Annotated in this window: 14 protein-coding genes; 6 read left to right on the plus strand and 8 right to left on the minus strand. The window is 49.7% G+C overall.

Going from position 1 to position 18,435, the window contains the following annotated elements:
• From ACMHXE_RS09485 to ACMHXE_RS09510, 6 genes are all read right to left on the minus strand, one after another.
• The coding region (locus ACMHXE_RS09485; RefSeq protein WP_413732083.1) for a transposase at nucleotides 1-548 on the minus strand (548 nt) is incomplete at its 3' end.
• A 161-nt stretch (nucleotides 549-709) separates the two neighbouring features.
• The gene (locus tag ACMHXE_RS09490) at nucleotides 710-892 is read right to left on the minus strand and encodes a DUF3545 family protein (RefSeq protein WP_071477005.1); all 183 of its coding nucleotides are present in this window, start codon (nucleotides 890-892) and stop codon (nucleotides 710-712) included.
• A gap of 189 nt (nucleotides 893-1,081) precedes the next feature.
• A complete protein-coding gene (gene pgi, locus ACMHXE_RS09495) occupies nucleotides 1,082-2,719 on the minus strand; it encodes a glucose-6-phosphate isomerase (protein WP_413732085.1) in 1,638 nt (545 codons plus the stop codon).
• Nucleotides 2,720-2,757: 38 nt separating this feature from the next.
• Nucleotides 2,758-3,711, minus strand: a complete 954-nt coding sequence (gene tal, locus ACMHXE_RS09500) for a transaldolase (RefSeq protein ID WP_101055509.1) — start codon at nucleotides 3,709-3,711, stop codon at nucleotides 2,758-2,760.
• A 243-nt stretch (nucleotides 3,712-3,954) separates the two neighbouring features.
• Complete coding sequence (locus tag ACMHXE_RS09505; protein WP_101055511.1) at nucleotides 3,955-5,058, minus strand: OmpA family protein; 1,104 nt, start codon at nucleotides 5,056-5,058, stop codon at nucleotides 3,955-3,957.
• Nucleotides 5,059-5,345: 287 nt separating this feature from the next.
• Nucleotides 5,346-7,712, minus strand: coding sequence for a phosphoketolase family protein (locus tag ACMHXE_RS09510; protein WP_101055513.1), 2,367 nt, complete (start codon nucleotides 7,710-7,712; stop codon nucleotides 5,346-5,348).
• A 428-nt stretch (nucleotides 7,713-8,140) separates the two neighbouring features.
• Between ACMHXE_RS09510 and ACMHXE_RS09515 the strand changes: the two genes are divergently transcribed.
• Together ACMHXE_RS09515 and yaaA are read left to right on the plus strand one after the other, a co-directional pair.
• Nucleotides 8,141-9,628: an alanine/glycine:cation symporter family protein gene (locus tag ACMHXE_RS09515; RefSeq protein ID WP_101055597.1), complete on the plus strand. Its 1,488-nt coding sequence runs from the start codon at nucleotides 8,141-8,143 to the stop codon at nucleotides 9,626-9,628.
• Nucleotides 9,629-9,740: 112 nt separating this feature from the next.
• Complete coding sequence (gene yaaA / locus ACMHXE_RS09520; RefSeq protein WP_165565426.1) at nucleotides 9,741-10,517, plus strand: peroxide stress protein YaaA; 777 nt, start codon at nucleotides 9,741-9,743, stop codon at nucleotides 10,515-10,517.
• Nucleotides 10,518-10,592: 75 nt separating this feature from the next.
• Here yaaA and ACMHXE_RS09525 read toward each other — a convergent pair whose 3' ends face one another.
• A complete protein-coding gene (locus ACMHXE_RS09525; RefSeq protein ID WP_101055517.1) occupies nucleotides 10,593-11,996 on the minus strand; it encodes a M28 family metallopeptidase in 1,404 nt (467 codons plus the stop codon).
• A 135-nt stretch (nucleotides 11,997-12,131) separates the two neighbouring features.
• On the opposite strand from ACMHXE_RS09525, the gene ACMHXE_RS09530 reads away from it, so the two are divergent.
• Entirely contained in the window at nucleotides 12,132-12,428 is a 297-nt protein-coding gene (locus ACMHXE_RS09530; RefSeq protein WP_025011907.1) for an ArsR/SmtB family transcription factor, read from the plus strand.
• A gap of 63 nt (nucleotides 12,429-12,491) precedes the next feature.
• On the opposite strand, the gene rpsT is transcribed toward ACMHXE_RS09530, so the two are convergent.
• Nucleotides 12,492-12,758, minus strand: a complete 267-nt coding sequence (rpsT, locus tag ACMHXE_RS09535; protein ID WP_025011908.1) for a 30S ribosomal protein S20 — start codon at nucleotides 12,756-12,758, stop codon at nucleotides 12,492-12,494.
• 255 nt (nucleotides 12,759-13,013) lie between these two features.
• Between rpsT and murJ the strand changes: the two genes are divergently transcribed.
• The 3 genes from murJ to ileS all read left to right on the plus strand — a co-directional run bounded on the left by murJ (nucleotide 13,014) and on the right by ileS (nucleotide 18,433).
• Nucleotides 13,014-14,573, plus strand: coding sequence for a murein biosynthesis integral membrane protein MurJ (gene murJ / locus ACMHXE_RS09540; protein ID WP_101055598.1), 1,560 nt, complete (start codon nucleotides 13,014-13,016; stop codon nucleotides 14,571-14,573).
• Nucleotides 14,574-14,638: 65 nt separating this feature from the next.
• The gene (gene ribF / locus ACMHXE_RS09545) at nucleotides 14,639-15,574 is read left to right on the plus strand and encodes a bifunctional riboflavin kinase/FAD synthetase (RefSeq protein ID WP_039034885.1); all 936 of its coding nucleotides are present in this window, start codon (nucleotides 14,639-14,641) and stop codon (nucleotides 15,572-15,574) included.
• A gap of 33 nt (nucleotides 15,575-15,607) precedes the next feature.
• A complete protein-coding gene (gene ileS, locus ACMHXE_RS09550; protein WP_412486337.1) occupies nucleotides 15,608-18,433 on the plus strand; it encodes an isoleucine--tRNA ligase in 2,826 nt (941 codons plus the stop codon).
• Nucleotides 18,434-18,435: the final 2 nt, after the last annotated feature.

Here is an 18,435-nt window from a genome sequence, read left to right on the forward strand (position 1 = left end):
ATGGTGTACACAGCTTTGCTGACAAAGCGGCCATTCTCTTTGATTTTATAGTGAATAGCATCAAGCCAGAGGATGGGATACAGGGCTTCTAAATCACGTTCACGCCAAGCCTGAAGCTCAGGTAGCAGTTTATCAGTAATGGCGCTAATGGTGCCATTGGGGACTTCAATGCCGTAGATATCGGCGATATGGGCACGAATATCCTGATAACTTGTGCCCAGTGAAAATAGCGCAATGATTTTCCGCTCCATCTCATCGGTCAGGTATGTCTGGTTCTTTTTTACAACTTGAGGCTCGAAGGTGCCATCTCGGTCACGCGGAGTATGCAGCTCAAAGCTACCGGTAGCGGTCTTCAGTGTCTTACTGGTCTTGCCATTTCTGCGATTACCAGGCTGCTTATCTTCAAGATGTTGGTCGAGCTCAACATTGAGGGCCGCTTCAGTAAGCTGTTTAATGAGTGGGGTGAGAATACCATCTTTGCCGGTCAGGTCTTTACCTGCACGCAGAGCTTCAATGGCGGCTTCCATGTCGAATGTAGGTTTGGTCATTTGAATATCCTTTTGGGTGTATATTACTCAAATGACACAGATTTATGAACACTACCTAAAAATGAGTAAAAACAAGTATCCCATTAAGCCTAAGAAAAATGCCGTTCACACTAAGTGAACGGCATTAAGCGCTACGCGCTCTTTTTTAATGACTCTCATATTCAGAGGAGGCTATCGATATCATAATTAAAACTGCTGTCTATCTCCTGTAACTCTTTCAGCAGACGATGCTTGTCTTTCAATGCTTCAATCTCTCGCCATTTACGCTTCTTGCTGGAGCTTCGAGAGCGGCTTGGTCTTTCAACGACTTCATCTAGCGCACTACCATAATCCAAACGATCCATGGCAACCTCCTTTGTTGTATGTTTTATCAACACTTAAATATCATACTTGGCAAACAGGGTGCAAGAAGAATGTTTCTTTTTTGTTAAAGCGAGATGATGCTTTGATGAAGTCGTTTAGATGAGATGGGTGGTAAAAAAATACCAGCCAGTGGAGCTGGCTGGTATTTCTTGATTTGTAAGCTGAAAAGGCTAGATTTTACCTTGTCTGAAGAGATTAATTAGAGCATTGCTGGAAGAGTCTAGATCCTTACTGTCTAGCTCTGCACCAATACGCGACAGTACTTCATTCCCCAGCTTTTTACCCAGCTCGACCCCCCATTGATCGAATGAGTTAATATCCCAGATAGCGCCTTGAACCAGCGTCCTGTGTTCATAAAGGGCAATCAAGGCGCCCAGGGTTATAGGGGTCAACTTGTCCATCAACAAGGTATTGCTCGGCTTGTTGCCTTCCATGACCTTATGTTTGGCAATAAGCTGTTTCTCTGCCTCAGTGAATGAGCTGTCTGCCAGTTCGGCCAAGGCTTCATCAAAGGTTCGTCCCTGCATCAGCGCCTGGGTTTGACCAAAACAGTTGGATGCCAGTTGCGCATGATGCTCCCCAATAGGGTTATGGCTTTGCAGCGGCAGGATAAAGTCAGCCGGGATCAATGCAGTACCTTGGTGCAACAATTGGTGGTAGGCGTGTTGGCCATTTGTGCCTTCTCCGCCCCAAATGACCGGGCCTGTACTGTAATCCACTGCATTGCCGTCCAGAGTGACGGACTTGCCGTTACTCTCCATATCCAGTTGCTGGAAATAGGCCGGAAGTCCTCTGAGGTAGTGGTCGTAGGTCAACACCACATGGGACTGGGCATTGAAGAAGTTGTTGTACCATACAGAGAGCAGGCCCATGATCACAGGCATATTCTGCTCAAGGGGCCTGGATGCGAAATGTACATCCATAGCTCTGGCGCCTGCCAGCAGTGCTTTGAAGTTATCCATGCCTATCAGGGCGGCTATGGGCAAACCTATGGCCGACCAAAGAGAATAACGCCCGCCAACCCAATCCCACATGGGGAAGATATTGTCTTCATCTATGCCAAACGCCGTTGCCTTGGCGACATTGGAGGTAATTGCCGCAAAGTGCTTGCCGATATCTTGCTGTGAGCCACCTTTGGCCAGGAACCACTCTTTGGCGCTGAGGGTGTTGGTCAGGGTTTCCTGAGTGCCAAAGGATTTTGACGACATCAGGAACAGGGTGGTTTCAGGATCCAGCTTCTTCAGTTTTTCACTGATGGCCGTGCCGTCGACATTGGCGACGAAGTGACACTGTAGCTTACCGTTCCAATAGGGACGCAGGGCCTCGGAGATAATCTTGGGGCCGAGGAAGGAACCGCCAATACCTATGGAGACAAGATCTGTGATTTTCTTGCCGGTATAGCCGCGCCACTGACCTGAATAGAGCGCCTCGACAAAAGCCTCCATTTGAGCCAGGGTTTGCTGAACTTCAGGGACTACATTGACGCCATCGACGCGAATATCCGCATCGGCCGGTGCTCTCAGGGCTGCGTGCAACACGGCACGCTGCTCCGTGGTATTGATTGCTTCGCCGGCAAACATTGCCGCTATTTTTTGCTCAAGTCCGGCTTCTCGGGCGAGCTTGAGTAACTCCTGCAGAACCGCCTCAGTGAGGCGGTTCTTGGAGAAATCTAACAGCAATCCACAATCTTTAATCGACAGTTGATCAAAGCGCTGCGGGTTTTCGGCAAAGAGTTCACGCATGTGAGGCAGATCTGCACTCATCGCCTTGAGAGTCTGCCAGGTAGCAGATTGAGTCAAATGTGTCATGAGTAGTCCCTGATCTTCAGTTTCAGAACAATCCTTGATTAGCTCAGTTTAGCTTTAAGCATGGTCTCGAGTTTGCCCTGATCTATGGCAAAGTTACGGATACCTTCGGCCAGTTTTTCCACTGCCATGGGATCTTCGTTGAACTCCCAGCGGAACTCAGCCTCGGTCAGTGGCTTGGGTGGCTCTTGGGTTTCAGTGGCCGGTTGCAGCTTGGTTATTATCTGGGTGTTTGAGTTGGCCAGTTCTTCCAGCAAAGATGGGCCTATAGTCAGACGATCACAGCCGGCGAGTTCAATGATTTCACCTGTGTTACGGAAGCTGGCGCCCATAACCACAGTCTGATAACCATGCTGTTTGTAATAGTTGTAAATCTGGGTCACTGAGATCACACCAGGATCTTCACTGGCATTATATTCTTTGCCAGTATCTTTTTTATACCAGTCGAGAATGCGGCCGACAAAGGGTGAAATCAGGTAAACTCCGGCTTCGGCGCAGGCTCGGGCCTGGGCGAAGCTGAACAAGAGTGTCAGGTTGCAGTTGATACCCTTTTGTTCCAGTTCCTTGGCGGCGCTGATGCCTTCCCAAGTGGAAGCCAGTTTGATCAGAATGCGAGACTTGTCGATACCGGCCGCTTCATAGAGTTTAACCAGCTTGTTGGCTTTGGCAATTGAGCCGGCTTTATCGAATGAAAGGCGAGCATCTACTTCGGTTGAAATACGTCCCGGTACCAGCTTGAGAATTTCCACCCCTATGTTGACAGCCAACTTGTCTGCGGCGTCTTCCAGTTGTTGCTGTGGATCCTGGCTCTGAGCTTTAGCCCAGGAAATCGCATCATCGATCAGTGGCGCATACTCTGGGATTTGCGAGGCTTTGAGGATCAGCGATGGGTTGGTGGTGGCATCCTGTGGATGATAGAGCTTGATCGCCTCGATGTCACCGGTATCAGCAACTATGGTTGTAACGGATTTGAGTTGCGTGAGTGTGTTTGCCATGAAAAACATCCTTCTCAGATTGCGGCCGTTTACGCGGAAATTGCATTACGCTATTAAAAGCGATTTTGCCTCTGTTTCCAACCAGGATTGAAAAAAAATTACAAAAATGGTGAGAAATTGTCAATGAAGGCCGTTGTCGGTTAAAGGAAGTGTACTCCCATAGCCGAGGGAATTCTAATGACAAAAAAGAGTGAAAATAAAAAAGTCGCTGCAGGGCAGCGACTTTTTCAGAAGAAGTTCAGCTTATTTCAGCAGGGCTTCTTTTTCTTTAAAGCTCAGGAGAGCTTCGATACGGCGGTTAACCTTGTTGGCTTCTGCAGAAGAACCCTGCATCAGCGGCTGGCTTTCACCGTAGCCCTTGGCGCTGATACGGCTGGCATCGATGCCATACTGTTCAACCAGTACTTTGGCAACTGCGTCGGCGCGCTTTTGAGACAGCCACTGGTTGTAATCGGCTTTACCTGGCAGAGAGGCGTGGCCGGCGATTTCCAGATCAGCTTTAGGATACTTGCTCATAAAGTCAGCAACTTTCTGGATTTCAGCCATAGAGTCGGCTTTCAGTACAGATGAGTTGTTATCGAACTCAGCTTTAACTTCCAATGTTTCCAGTTTTTCAACATAGATAGAGCAGCCATTGGCGTCTACCTTGTGGTTGGCTGGTGTGTTTGGACACTGGTCCATATCGTCGTTAACACCGTCGTTGTCGCTGTCAACGGGTTCTACGACCACAGGAGCGACTACAGGGGCTGGTTTTGAAGTGCTGCCGAAACGGTAGCTCAGTTCAAGACCCCAGTAGTTACTTTCCATTTCCAGAGTGTTCCACTTTTCTTCGTCGAGGTTTTCATAACGACGATACTTGGCGGCCAGTTTCAGGTTCTCTGTGATGTTGTAACCGATACCGGCACCGAAGTAAGGCGCAACACCGCTATCGCTGTAGTACTCGCTACCCCATTGTTTGTTGTTGGAAATGTGGTAGTTCATGGCACCGGCTTCAGCAGACAGGCTCCACTTATCGGCGAAAGGCCAGAAAGCCACCAAGCCCAGAGTGGCGCCCTTGACACCAACGTCGTTGAGTTTGTTGCTATAGTCGGTCCATTCGGCACGACCCAGGTCGCGGTACCCCAGTTCTACACCGAAGTAATCATTGAACAGGTAACCTGCAAATACGTCCCAAGCATATGGATCGTCTTCACCACAGGTTTTCATGGTTTTCTGATCACAGTTTGGTTCGTAGTTGTTTACGCCGAGGCCAGCACCGACATACCATGGGCTGAGCTCATCTGCTGCAGATGCTGCAAAAGGCATCATAGATGCAAGCAACAATACTTTAAATGTCTTATTCATCATGTTCTCCAAGTCCATTGCTATTTAATTACCCATATGTCCCGTATAGGAAACACGACTAGCACTTAATGTGGGGTTCCGTTTAGTGTTTTAGCTAGCTGGCTCAATTATCCATTGAAATAAAGCAATTTTCCACTTTTCAAGCGATAATTTTATTGTTCACTATTTGAACTGCTTGGTTTTTTAACAATTGAGACTAAAGAAAAAGCGCCTGTTAGAAGGCGCTTTTTTATTTTTGCAAAACAATTTCTTAACTAAAATTTTTGCTTTTTGTTTAGCTATGGTTCAGCTTAACGGGTCCAAATCCAGTTTTCGATATACTCAGGATCAACACCATTGGCCTTGATATAGTTTCTATGGTCAACCAAACGTTGCAGCATATCTGTGGTAATCGCTACGTGACGGGTCTCATCAATAACACCTTGCTGGAATAATTTGTAAGCCATATCTATTACCAGGTGATAACGAGAAGTACCGTTACGTACGCCCATATCAAATGGCGTGGTGGTTGAGCCTTCTTCTTCATAACCCTTAATTCTGAATCTATGGCTACCTTTGTAATCGAAGATCAGTTTTTTGATGGTGTTTGGATAACCGTGATAGTTAAATACCACACCTTTGTCTTCGGTAAATATCTCATCCATCAACCAAGGCTTTTCCTGGAATTTAAGGCTACCCAGACCACTGCTGTGTAATTCAGTGACGCTGACAAAGCGGATACGCACTCTTGGCAGTAATTCGCGGATTAATACCAATGCCGCCATACACTCCTGAGTGACATAGTCACCACAACCTGCCAAGACGACATCCGGGTTTTCATCAGAGGCAAAATCCCACACCATTACACCTTCTTTGGCTTGTTTACGGGCCTCTTCAAGGCTCAGCCATTGCGGCAGCTCTTTCTTACCGGCGACCAGAATATTCAACTTGTCACGGTCGGCGAAAGCTCGCTCTGTGTAAACCAAAGTGGTGTTGGCATCGGCTGGCAGGTAAGCCGAGATTATCTTGGGGTGTTTCTCAAGCATGGCCCCCAGGAAAGAAGGGTTCTGGTGAGAGTAACCGTTGTGATCCTGACGCTCCAGCAGAGAGGAGAGAACTACGTTACAGGCCGGCAGCGGCTTACGGAAGTGAACCCCTTGGCTGGCATAGACATACTTACAATATTGGTCGGCCATGGAAGACACTACCTGAGAGAAGGATTCATAGGTAGGGAACATGGCGTGACGGCCGGTAACTGTGTAGCCGTGCATCATGCCGAACAGCAGGTTTTCAGATAACAGCTCCATGACCCGACCATCACGGCTCATATCTTCATCCCAGCTTTCAATTGGCCATTGCCAGGCGCGATCTGTGGCTTCAAATACTGCTTGCAGCTGGTTGGAATAAGTTTCATCCGGGCTGAAGATCCGCAGGTTGCGCTGATCTTTATTGAGGCGGAAGGCTTCGCGCATCCACTGACCCATTTTCAGCATGGAGTAACCACGATGGCCTCTTGGGACTTCAGGGCCGTAGGCCAGCTTGGATAGGTCAGGATTGCTGAGGGCGCGCACCACTTCACCACCATAGCTCATCTTTTGACGGCCACAGCAGAGCTCCGCTGGGGGCAGCAGTGACTGGATGTCTTTGTCGAAGACAATCTGGTTCTGCTCGTTGATGGAGTAGAGTTCGGAGAACTTGTAGCTGTCGAGCCAGCCATCTAATGCGGCCAGATGACCTTTGTCGGTGGCACACTTATTGACAATTACCTGGTGAGACTCGCAGTTGCCTTCGAGTTTCTTGCCATCGTATTCGGGAACACCTGTCCAGCCTTTTGCTGTACGCATCAGGATTACCGGCCAACGTGGCTTGACGACATCTTCGCCGTTGCGGGCACGTTTCTGAATATCGTTAATCATCTCATAAGCCGTATCCATCGCCTTGGTCATCTGCAGGTAGACATCTTCTTCCTGCTCGCTGTCCACTATGATGGGATGGTAACCCAGGCCTCTGAATTCAAGTTCCAGCTCTTCGTGGCTCATGCGTCCCATACGGGTAGGGCCGGAAATCTTGTAACCATTAATATGAACAATCGGCAGTATGGCACCGTTGGTGGCGGGAGAAACCAGGCGGTTGGCATACCAGGATGCAGCCAGTGGACCAGTTTCAGATTCGCCGTCACCGACAAGCACTGCGGCAATCAAGTCTGGATTATCCAGCACCGCACCCCAGGCTACAGACAAGGAGTAGCCTAGCTCGCCCCCTTCAAGGATTTGTCCCGGAGCTTCGGGGTTGGCATGTGAAGGGTAACCGTAAGCGGCGGAGAATTTACGGCAGATATCTTCAATACCGGTTTCGTTGTAGGGGATGGTTTCTGGATAGAAGTGGCTTAGAGAGCCTTCAAGGAAGAGGTTGGCCTGTACGGCGGGGAAACCGTGGCCCGGGCCAACCAGATAGAGGAACGGACGCTTGTGCTTGGTAATCAATCTGTTCACGTTAGCATATACAAAGTTGATCCCCGGGCAGGTTCCCCAATGGCCCAAGAGCCTTGGCTTTATATCACTGTGTTGTAACGGGCGTTTGTACAATACATTGTGCTTGAGGTAAATCTGTGAGGTTGCCAGGAAGTTAGTGGCCCGGACAAATTTCTTCAGTGCACCTATCTCTTGCTTTTGGGTCATATCGTGCCTCGCTTGAGCTAGCTAAAAGTGAATCAGATTATCTTGTGGCTACTATATTTGTAGTTTTATTACAAAAACGTGCCCAACATCCAAGTTTTGAAAGTTTGTTTAGCTGGTGGTTTTTTTAGAAAATTCGTGTGACACCATTGTTGTTCAAGTTAAAACTCTAGTTTGTTCTGGTATTTTTATGGTGAATTTACTGTCGGTCGAGTGATTAAGTGTGATCTTGATCACGCGGTAATTTCAAGTTCCTATGCTATTTTCTTCGCCCTCAAGCCCGGCCGGCATACCTTGGGGTATGTAGGATAATTCGAAAAGAAACTGGCCGATGCTTATCCTTTTTCATTCAGGAAGGAATCTTAACCACAAACTTGGCGATATACCGTCAGAGATGGGCCAGGTTTGTCACGGGAAAGCTTACAATTATGATAATAGAAACCATAGTCGATTTTTTGAACTCTCTGCTTTGGGGAAAACTATTGGTCTATGCCTTGGTGGGCGCTGGCTTGTACTTCACTCTAAGGCTTTTGTTCATTCAGCTCACTCACCTGGGGCATTCTGCCAAGGTGATGGCTACCAGTAGGCAGGGCTGTGACAGCGGCTTGTCTTCATTTCAGGTATTTTGTACCAGTATGGCCGCAAGAGTCGGTGCCGGTAATATGGCCGGGGTGGCCGTTGCCATAGGTGCAGGTGGCCCTGGTGCAGTTTTTTGGATGTGGCTCATCGCTCTGTTGGGTATGGCTACGGCCATGATTGAGTCTACTCTGGCTCAGATCTATAAAGTAAAAGATAAAGATGACCAGTTTCGTGGCGGTCCTTCTTATTATATGGAAAGGGGGCTTGGCCAGCGCTGGATGGGGATTCTTTTCTCCGTATTCTTGATCATCGCCTTTGGTTTGGTTTTCAATGCCGTTCAGGCCAATACCATTACGGGGGCATTGGAAATTGTGTTTGATGTCAAAGAGGCTTACTGGTTTGACATTAAAGCAACTTATTGGATAGGTATTCTGCTGGTGATCACCAGTGGCTTGGTCATCATGGGTGGGCTGCGTAAAGTTGCGCGGGTATCCGAGGTAGTTGTACCTATTATGGCTTTTGCTTATATCTTGATCGCCTTGGTCGTTGTCGGGATGAATATTGAGCAATTGCCGACCATTCTCAAACTGATAGTCAACAGCGCCTTCGGTTGGCAAGAGGCCGCTGCCGGTGGGGTGGCTTATACTGTGGCTCAGGCGATGCAGTCCGGGATCGCTCGTGGTTTGTTCTCTAACGAGGCGGGCATGGGGAGTGCTGCCAACGTCGCTGCCAGCGCCTCACCGACACCAAACCATCCTGCCTCCCAGGGGTTTGTACAGATGATAGGGGTGTTTATGGACACTATTGTTATCTGTAGTGCAACAGCCGCAATAATTTTGCTGGCCGGTGATCTCAGCAGTGTTAATATCGGCGAGGGGGACAAAGGGATCCAACTGACAATAGCGGCATTGACCACTCATGTTGGAGATTGGGGTGGCTTTTTTGTGGCTTTTGCCATCTTACTGTTTTGTTTCACCTCAATAATCGCCAACTACTCTTATGCCGAAACCAATGTGCTGTTCCTTTCCAATAATAGCCGTAAGGTGTTGCCCCTGTTCCGCTTGTGTGTGCTAGGCATGGTGATGTTTGGAGCTGTGGCGAAAATAACCTTGGTATGGAATTTGGCCGATCTTTCCATGGGCTTGATGGCGACAGTCAACATCATTGCCTTGGTACTACTTTCCGGTATTGCCATGCGGGTGATTAATGATTACCGCGATCAGTTGAGTGAAGGCAAAGAACCTGTGTTTGACAAGAGCAAGTTTCCTGAGCTTGAAGAACATATTGAAGAGGGTATCTGGACCGGTGAACCTGTGGTTCGCAGTGACAAAGGCTGGTAACTGAATCCGGCCCCAGATTGGGGCCATCGGAAAAACCACGCTATCAATGCGTGGTTTTTTTATTTACTGCCAGTATCATGGGCAGTTCTATACCAAATAAGACGGAGTGAATATGCTGATTTTGGTTTCACCGGCCAAGACGCTGGATTATGACAACCCGGCGGCGGTATCTGAATACAGCCTGCCACAGTTTCTCGAGCACAGCAGCGAGCTTATTCAGGTTTGCCGGGATCTGACCCCAGCCAATATTGCTTCTTTGATGAAAGTCAGTGACAAAATTGCTGGCTTGAATGCCGCCAGATTCGCCGAGTGGCAGCCTGAATTCACCCCCGAGAATGCCAAGCAAGCACTCTATGCTTTCCGTGGTGACGTATACACAGGTCTGGATGCAGACAGCCTTGCCCCGGAAACGGTTGCTCGGGCTCAGCAGCATCTGCGTATTTTATCCGGGCTCTATGGTCTGTTGAGGCCTCTGGACTTGATGCAAGCTTATCGGTTAGAAATGGGTACCTCTTTGGCTAATCCCAGGGGCAGTAACCTGTACGCCTTCTGGGGGAATATCATCACAGATGCCATTAATCAGGCATTGGCTCAGCAAGGGGATGATATTGTAGTGAATTTGGCGTCCAACGAGTACTTCAAGGCGGTTAAGCCCAAGCAGGTTGCCGGACGTATTATCACGCCGGTGTTCAAAGACTGCAAAAATGGTCAGTATAAGGTAATAAGCTTCTACGCCAAGAAGGCCAGAGGCATGATGGCGCGCTACCTGTTGGAGCAAGAGGAACAGACTCTGGAGCGATTAAAGGCATTTAACAGCGCCGGCTATTATTACAGTGAAGCCGAGTCCAGCCCAGGCTCCCCTGTGTTTTTGCGGGAAGAACAGAGCTGATACCCCGTCCCGATATATAAAGATAAGAAAGCCGTTCATTATTGAACGGCTTTTTGCTTCTAAAGCGTGTGTGATTTACTGTTTGGCAGGCAGCGGCCGCAGTTCCAGTTCTGACTGTGCCATCAAATAGGCGAACTGGGCATAGGCCGCAACGTTTTGTGCCAGCGCCTTGGGATCTATCTTGTCCAGGGTATCGTTGGGGGTATGGTGGTAGTCAAAGTAATCGGTACCATCCTGGCGCAGGGACGCCACAGGAACGCCACTGGCCGGTAGCATGGAAACATCCGGGCCACCATAGGCGCTGTTGTCACCTGCGGCAACGCCGTTTCGCTGCATTACTTGGGTCAGTTGCTGTAGTTTGGGCAGCACTTGCTCATTGACCTGAAAGTCGATGCGATAGATAGGGCCAGCCCCGAAATCGGATTCGGCGGCGATATAGTGTTTATCCAGCTCTGCAGCGTGGGCCTTGGCATAAGCCTTACCACCAACCAAGCCTATCTCTTCGGCCGCATAGAGCACGACACGTACTGTGCGTGCAGGTTTTTCCGGTAAATCCTGGATAAGCTTACCGGCAGCGGTGACAATCGCGACCCCGGCACCGTCATCTATGGCTCCCGTGCCTTCATCCCAGGAGTCCAGATGAGCGCCAATCAGCACGATTTCATCTGGCTTGCTGCTGCCGGTGACTTCGGCGATGACGTTATAGGAAATGGCACTGCCCTTGTTCTCGGGTGACATCTTTAAAGCGAGGGTGATATCGGCAGATCGCTTGAGCATGGCATTGACCAGATCCGCATCCGGCGCCGACATGGCCGCTGCCGGGATCCGCTTTAAGCCTTCTTCATAACGCATGGTGCCGGTATGGGCCATACGGTCATGATCTGTACCTATCGAACGGATAACTATCGCCAAGGCACCTTTTCGCGCGGCCTCTATTGCTCCTCGTGAGCGGCCACCTACGCTCTTGCCATAACCTTTACCTGTCTTGTGGCGCTCGGTTTTCTGATCGATAAAGACAATTTTCCCGGTAACATCATCAGGATTGGCTTCTTTAAGTGCAGCCAGGCTGTCGAAACGAACTATCTTGGCCGTGATCCCTTCTGCCGGAGTGGCCACACTACCTCCTAATGCCGTGATAACCAGAGGCTGTTGGAAGGGGGCCACTATGCTGGCACTGGCTTCACCGCGTTCCCACACCGGGACTTCCACTGCTTCTTTATAAACACGGTCAAAACCCAGTGACTGCAGCTTTTTTTCCGCCCAGGCAACCGCCACAGCGTCTTTTGGGCTACCAGCCAGGCGAGGGCCAACTTCCACTGTTAAAGATTCCACAATTTGAAAGCCGAGGTCAGAACCTAGGGCTTTTTGCTGCAATGATTCAGCAAGCAGTTGATTTGTATCGGAAGGTGAGGGGGATTGACAGCCAATAAGTGATGAAATCAACAGTGGAAGTAACAGGGCGGTTCGATAGTTTTTCATGTGTTTCCTTTGTTTTTATTAGGTATGTCCCATTTTTGAAAACAATCTAACAAAAAGTGTGCTTTATGTCCCGACTATCTCCGTAAGGCAAGGCTATATTAGGGACGGAGTTTGTATTAGGAGAATAGGCTCGTCATGAATATTGAGTTGATGCAGCAGCGAGCGGACCATGCCGTCGTATTATTGAAGGCGCTGGCCAATGAGAGGCGTTTATTTATTCTGTGCTATCTCCTGAGTGAGGGAGAGATGTGCGTTGGGGAAATGAACAAGAAACTGGGATTGAGTCAGTCGGCTTTGTCTCAGCATCTGGCTTGGTTGCGTAAAGACAATCTGGTGGCAACCCGCAAAGAAGCCCAGACAGTGTACTATTCGCTCAAGAGTGAAGAAGTGCGCGAAATCATCAAGCTGTTGAATAACATCTATTGTCATTGATGTTATTGAATTTCAGATATAAAAAAACCGGCAAATGCCGGTTTTTTTTATGCTTGTATCGAATTAAGCAGCCAGTGCTTTGATACGAGCGTTCAGACGAGCCTTATGACGGGCAGCCTTGTTCTTGTGGATCAGGCCTTTGGTTGCCATACGGTCAAGAATGGGTTGTGCAACAGCGAAAGCTTCAGTAGCCGCTTTGTGATCGCCAGCTTTGATAGCAGCGATAACTTTTTTCACGTAGGTACGCAACATAGAGCGACGGCTAGCGTTGTGTTGACGACGCTTTTCTGATTGAAGCGCGCGCTTCTTTGCAGTCTTGCTATTAGCCAAGGTGCAACTCCTAAAAACTGGATTTGATACTTTTAAAGGCCGAGGAGAATGCCCGGTTTTCGCCACTTTGTCAATGACAATGATTGAATATCCATCATAAAGATAAATTAATCCAACCTGATTTGGCTATCCTCAACCCAACTCGTGTAAGATGTGGCGCAATTCTACCAGCAATTGCTGGCATGTGACAGAGCTTAAGTGGAATTTTTGAGACTTGTCGCCGTTTATGGCGGCCTGAGTCTTCTGGGGGAATATTTGAGCAAAAAATTGGTACGGTCCGGCGCCATTGTCAGCGTCATGACCTTGATTTCCCGTGTGTTGGGATTAATACGGGATGTGGTAGTCGCCAACTTGATGGGCGCAGGCAGCAGTGCCGATGTGTTCTTTTTTGCCAATAAGATCCCTAACTTTTTGCGGCGATTGTTTGCTGAGGGTGCCTTTGCTCAGGCCTTTGTACCTGTATTGACTCAATATCAGGAGAAAGAGTCCAGCGAAGAAGTCAAAATCTTATTATCAAAGGTTGCCGGTACCTTGGGGTTATTGGTGACAATAGTGACCCTGATTGGGGTTCTGGCTTCGCCAATACTGACGGCTTTGTTCGGTGCCGGCTGGTTTATGGCCTGGGTTAATGGTGAGCCTGACGGCGCCAAGTTTGAACTGGCCTCGTTAATGTTGAAGATTACCTTTCCCTATCTATGGTTTATCACTTTCACCGCCTTGGCCGGCTCGATTCTCAATACCCGGGGCCGCTTTGCCGTTTCAGCTTTTACCCCGGTATTTCTCAATGTTGCCATTATCGCTGCAGCCCTGTGGTTGAGCCCCACCCTTGATAAGCCTGAAATAGGTTTGGCCTGGGGAGTATTCTTCGGCGGTGTGATTCAGTTTTTGTTTCAAATTCCTTTTCTGCTGCAGGAAAAAGCGTTGGTCAAGCCCTCATGGGGCTGGAATCATCCCGGGGTGGTCAAAATCCGTACTCTGATGATCCCGGCATTATTTGGGGTTTCTGTGTCGCAAATTAACCTGCTGCTGGACACTTTTATCGCCAGTTTTTTGGTCACAGGTTCCATCAGTTGGCTCTATTATTCTGACCGCTTGTTGGAGTTTCCGCTGGGGTTATTTGGTATCGCCATTGCCACAGTTATTTTGCCTGCCTTGTCCAAAAAACATGTCAATGCCGAGGGTGAGGGCTTTGGTCGCACCATGGATTGGGGGATTCGCGCCATTCTGCTGCTGGGTTTACCGGCCATGATGGGGCTGATTGTATTGGCTCAGCCCATGTTGATGGTGCTTTTTATGCGTGGCGCTTTTAGCATTAGTGACGTGGAAATGGCTTCCTATTCTCTGGTGGCCTACGGCACAGGTTTGTTGAGTTTTATGCTGATCAAGGTGCTGGCGCCCGGATATTATGCCCGTCAGGACACTAAGACACCTGTGCGTTATGGCATCATTGCTATGGTTAGCAACATGGGTTTCAATATTATTTTTGCGGTGCCATTTGGGTATGTAGGACTGGCGATCGCCACTTCGCTGTCTGCTTTACTTAACGCCGCCCTGTTATATCGAGGTTTGCACCTGGCTGGTGTATATAGAGTTAGTAGGCAAACTATTATCTTTTTTATCAAGACTTTATTGGCAACAGCGGCAATGGTTTGCCTGCTGATCTATTTTTCACCAGAGCAGGCTCAATGGCTTGAGTGGTCATTTATTGAGCGAGTTAGTCATCTGTTTTCCCTGATACTCGGCGGTGCTTTAGGGTACTTTATGGCACTGGTACTACTTGGGATCCGTCCGTGGCGGCTCAAAGCCCGGAACTGAGGGCTGATTCTGCTGCCGAGCTGTTATATAATCCGCCAATTTACGTTTGAGCAGTCATTGATTTCATGGAACTGATTCGCGGAATACACAATATATTGCCGGCCCATCGCGGTTGTGTGCTGACCATAGGTAACTTTGATGGTGTACACAGGGGCCATGCCGAAGTGATAGCCAATCTGGTCAAGAAGGCGCGTCACTTTGGTTTGCCCGCCACCCTGATGACATTTGAGCCGCAACCGCAGGAACTGTTTCGCGGCCAGGATGCCCCTGCGCGCTTGAGCCTGCTTCGTGATAAGGTCAGGTTGCTTGCTGAACTGGGAATAGACAGACTTGTGTGTGTCAATTTCAATCAAAAGTTTGCCCAAATGCCGGCCAAGGAGTTTGTCGAAGAGCTGCTGGTGCGTAAACTTGGGGTCAAGTATCTGGTGGTTGGTGATGATTTCTGTTTTGGACGGGCGCGTCAGGGCAACTTTGAACTGCTTCGAACAGCCGGTGAACAACATGGTTTTGCGGTAGTCAGTACCCAAAGCTTTTTGGTTGGCGATCACCGGGTCAGTTCCACCATGGTCAGAGAAGCGCTGGCCAAGGGCAATCTTGATCAGGCCAGACGTTTATTGGGACATCCCTATACTCTCAGTGGTAAGGTGGCCCATGGCAAAAAGCTGGGCCGGACGCTGGGGTTCCCCACAGCTAATATTGCTATGAAGCGTAAAGTGGTTCCTGTTAGGGGCGTCTTTGCGGTCAGGCTCTGGTGGGACGGCAGTGAGCAATACGATGGTGTTGCCAATGTGGGTTTTCGCCCGACGGTTCAAGGACAAAACTGCCAGTTGGAAGTGCACCTGTTTGACTTTGACGGTGACCTCTACGGGCGTAAAGTAGAAGTGGAATTAGTGGCCAAGATCCGTGACGAGAAACCGTTCGAGTCCCTTGAGGCACTTAAGAAACAAATAATGAATGACGCTGATGAGGCTCGCGCCTTACTCAGCAATGAAGCAGGCTGAGCTCTCTTAGCTAAATTAATGGTATTAGGATCAATGAGCGACTATAAATCAACTTTGAATTTGCCGGAAACCGAGTTTCCGATGCGTGGTAATTTGGCAAATCGCGAGCCAGAGATGTTGAAACGCTGGACCGAGGAGAATCTGTACCAACAGATCCGTGATAGCCGTATTGGCCGCAAGCTTTTCGTTCTGCACGATGGCCCTCCATATGCGAATGGCGATATTCATATTGGTCACTCAGTTAACAAGATCCTCAAAGATATTATTATCAAATCCAAGACTTTGTCTGGCTTTGATGCGCCTTACGTTCCCGGTTGGGATTGTCATGGTCTGCCGATTGAACTCAAGGTAGAACAGAAAGTGGGTAAGCCAGGGCAGAAAATCTCTGCTGCCGAGTTTCGTGACGAGTGCCGTAAGTATGCCGCCAAACAGGTGGATGGTCAGCGTAATGACTTTATCCGTCTCGGTGTGCTCGGTGACTGGTTTAAACCTTACCTGACCATGGATTTCAGCACTGAGGCCAACATCATTCGCTCATTGGCCAAAGTGATTGATAACGGCCACCTGCACAAAGGGGTTAAGCCGGTGCATTGGTGTACCGACTGTGGTTCTGCCCTGGCCGAAGCCGAAGTGGAATATGAAGACAAGACTTCACCGGCTATAGACGTGGCCTTTACCGCTGCGGACAAGGCTAAGGTTCTGGCCGCTTTTGGTGTTGACGCCTACCAAGCCCAAGTCTCCATGGTTATCTGGACTACCACTCCCTGGACCTTGCCAGCCAACCGCGCGCTGTCTCTGAGCCCGGATTTGGACTATGTGCTGGTAGAGGTAGAGTCTGAAGACGGCGCCAAGCAAGCCGTTATTCTGGCTGAAGCCCTGGTGGAAAGCTGTATCGCCCGTTATGGAGTTAAGAGCCATCAGATCCTTGGTCGTGCCAAAGGTGCCGAGCTTGAGTTGATGCAGTTCCAGCACCCTTTCTATGATTTCAGTGTACCGGCGATTCTTGGCGATCACGTAACCACAGAATCAGGTACCGGTGTGGTACACACAGCACCTGGACACGGTCAGGACGACTTTGTGGTTGGCCAGCAGTATGGTCTGGAAGTGGCTAATCCTGTGGGTGATAACGGCGTTTACAAGGCGGATACCCCGCTGTTTGCCGGCAAACATGTGTTCAAGGCCAATGATGAAATTGTGGCGCTGCTGCAGGAAAAAGGTGCCTTGCTGCACCGCGAAGCTTATCGTCACAGCTACCCTCACTGCTGGCGCCACAAGACTCCTATTATCTTCCGTGCCACACCGCAGTGGTTTATCTCCATGGATAACAAAGGGCTGCGTACTCAAGCCATGGGTGAAATTGAGCAAACTCAGTGGATCCCTGATTGGGGACAGAGCCGGATTGAGAAGATGGTCGAGAACCGTCCTGACTGGTGTATCTCGCGTCAGCGTACCTGGGGCGTGCCTATCACTCTGTTTGTTCACAAGGAAACCGAAGAGCTGCATCCAGACAGCGTGGCTTTGATGGAGCGTGTTGCTCATCGCATTGAGCAGCAGGGCATTCAAGCCTGGTGGGATCTGGATGAGTCTGAGATCCTGGGTGAAGATGCGGCCCAATACCGCAAAGTGACCGACACTCTGGATGTTTGGTATGACTCAGGTTCTACCTTCTCATCAGTGGTTGCCGCCCGCCCTGAATTCCAGGGGCAGGGAATTGACCTTTATCTGGAAGGCTCGGATCAGCACCGTGGTTGGTTTATGTCATCACTGATGATTTCAACTGCCATGAACGGCAAGGCTCCTTACAAGCAGGTACTGACTCACGGCTTTACCGTGGATGGCAAGGGCCGCAAGATGTCCAAGTCTATCGGCAATGTGATTGCACCACAGCAGGTAACCAACAAACTGGGCGCCGATATTCTGCGTCTGTGGGTGGCTTCTACCGACTACAGCGGTGAAATGACGGTATCCGATGAGATCCTCAACCGTAGCGCCGATGCTTATCGCCGTATCCGTAACACAGCCCGCTTCCTGCTGGCCAACCTGAGCGGTTTTGAGCCAGAGACAGACATGATCGCCATCGAAGACATGGTGGCGCTGGATCGCTGGGTGGTGCGCCGCGCTGCCAAGCTGCAGGAAGAGTTGTTGGAAGCCTATGATGCTTACAACTTCCACATAGTGACCCAGAAGCTGATGCAATTCTGCTCGGTTGAATTGGGCAGCTTCTATCTGGATATCATCAAGGACAGACAGTATACCGCCAAGCGTGATGGTCACGCCCGTCGCAGTTGTCAGTCGGCTCTGTATCTGATTGCCGAAGCCATGGTGCGTTGGGTTGCCCCTATCCTCAGCTTCACTGCCGATGAAATCTGGCAGTTGCTGCCCGGTAAGCGTGACGCCTATGTGTTTACTCAGGAATGGTTCCAGGGCCTCAAGGCCGTACAGCTGGACTCAGATCTGAGTGATGAATACTGGGCTCAGTTGCTGCAGGTTCGTGATGAAGTCAACAAGGCGCTGGAGCAGGGCCGCCGCGATAAACTGATCGGCGGCGCGCTGGAAGCCGAGGTAACTCTGTTTGCCGATGCAGCGCTGACTGAAGCTTTGGCCAAACTGGGTGACGAGCTGCGCTTTGTGCTGCTGACCTCCAAGGCTGTGGTCAAGCCGCTTGCCGATGCACCTGCCGATGCCCGTGAAACTGAACTGGCATCACTTAAGCTCAGCGTCGCCAAGTCCGAAGCGGCCAAGTGTGACCGCTGCTGGCACCACAGAGAAGACGTTGGCCAGATCGCCGAGCATCCACTGCTGTGTGGCCGCTGTGTGACCAATATCGAAGGAGAAGGTGAACAACGCCTGTTCGCCTGAGG

Origin of the sequence: Shewanella sp. BJSY2023SW007, assembly GCF_047314525.1 — a bacterium.
In the GTDB taxonomy this organism is placed as follows: domain Bacteria; phylum Pseudomonadota; class Gammaproteobacteria; order Enterobacterales; family Shewanellaceae; genus Shewanella; species Shewanella chilikensis.

Bases quoted from the DNA above. Each gene is read 5' to 3' on its own strand.
- ACMHXE_RS09490 (WP_071477005.1), bottom strand. From the start codon at position 892: ATGGATCGTTTGGATTATGGTAGTGCGCTAGATGAAGTCGTTGAAAGA.
- pgi (WP_413732085.1), bottom strand. From the start codon at position 2,719: ATGACACATTTGACTCAATCTGCTACCTGGCAGACTCTCAAGGCGATG.
- tal (WP_101055509.1), bottom strand. From the start codon at position 3,711: ATGGCAAACACACTCACGCAACTCAAATCCGTTACAACCATAGTTGCT.
- ACMHXE_RS09505 (WP_101055511.1), bottom strand. From the start codon at position 5,058: ATGATGAATAAGACATTTAAAGTATTGTTGCTTGCATCTATGATGCCT.
- ACMHXE_RS09510 (WP_101055513.1), bottom strand. From the start codon at position 7,712: ATGACCCAAAAGCAAGAGATAGGTGCACTGAAGAAATTTGTCCGGGCC.
- yaaA (WP_165565426.1), top strand. From the start codon at position 9,741: ATGCTGATTTTGGTTTCACCGGCCAAGACGCTGGATTATGACAACCCG.
- ACMHXE_RS09525 (WP_101055517.1), bottom strand. From the start codon at position 11,996: ATGAAAAACTATCGAACCGCCCTGTTACTTCCACTGTTGATTTCATCA.
- ACMHXE_RS09530 (WP_025011907.1), top strand. From the start codon at position 12,132: ATGAATATTGAGTTGATGCAGCAGCGAGCGGACCATGCCGTCGTATTA.
- ribF (WP_039034885.1), top strand. From the start codon at position 14,639: ATGGAACTGATTCGCGGAATACACAATATATTGCCGGCCCATCGCGGT.
- ileS (WP_412486337.1), top strand. From the start codon at position 15,608: ATGAGCGACTATAAATCAACTTTGAATTTGCCGGAAACCGAGTTTCCG.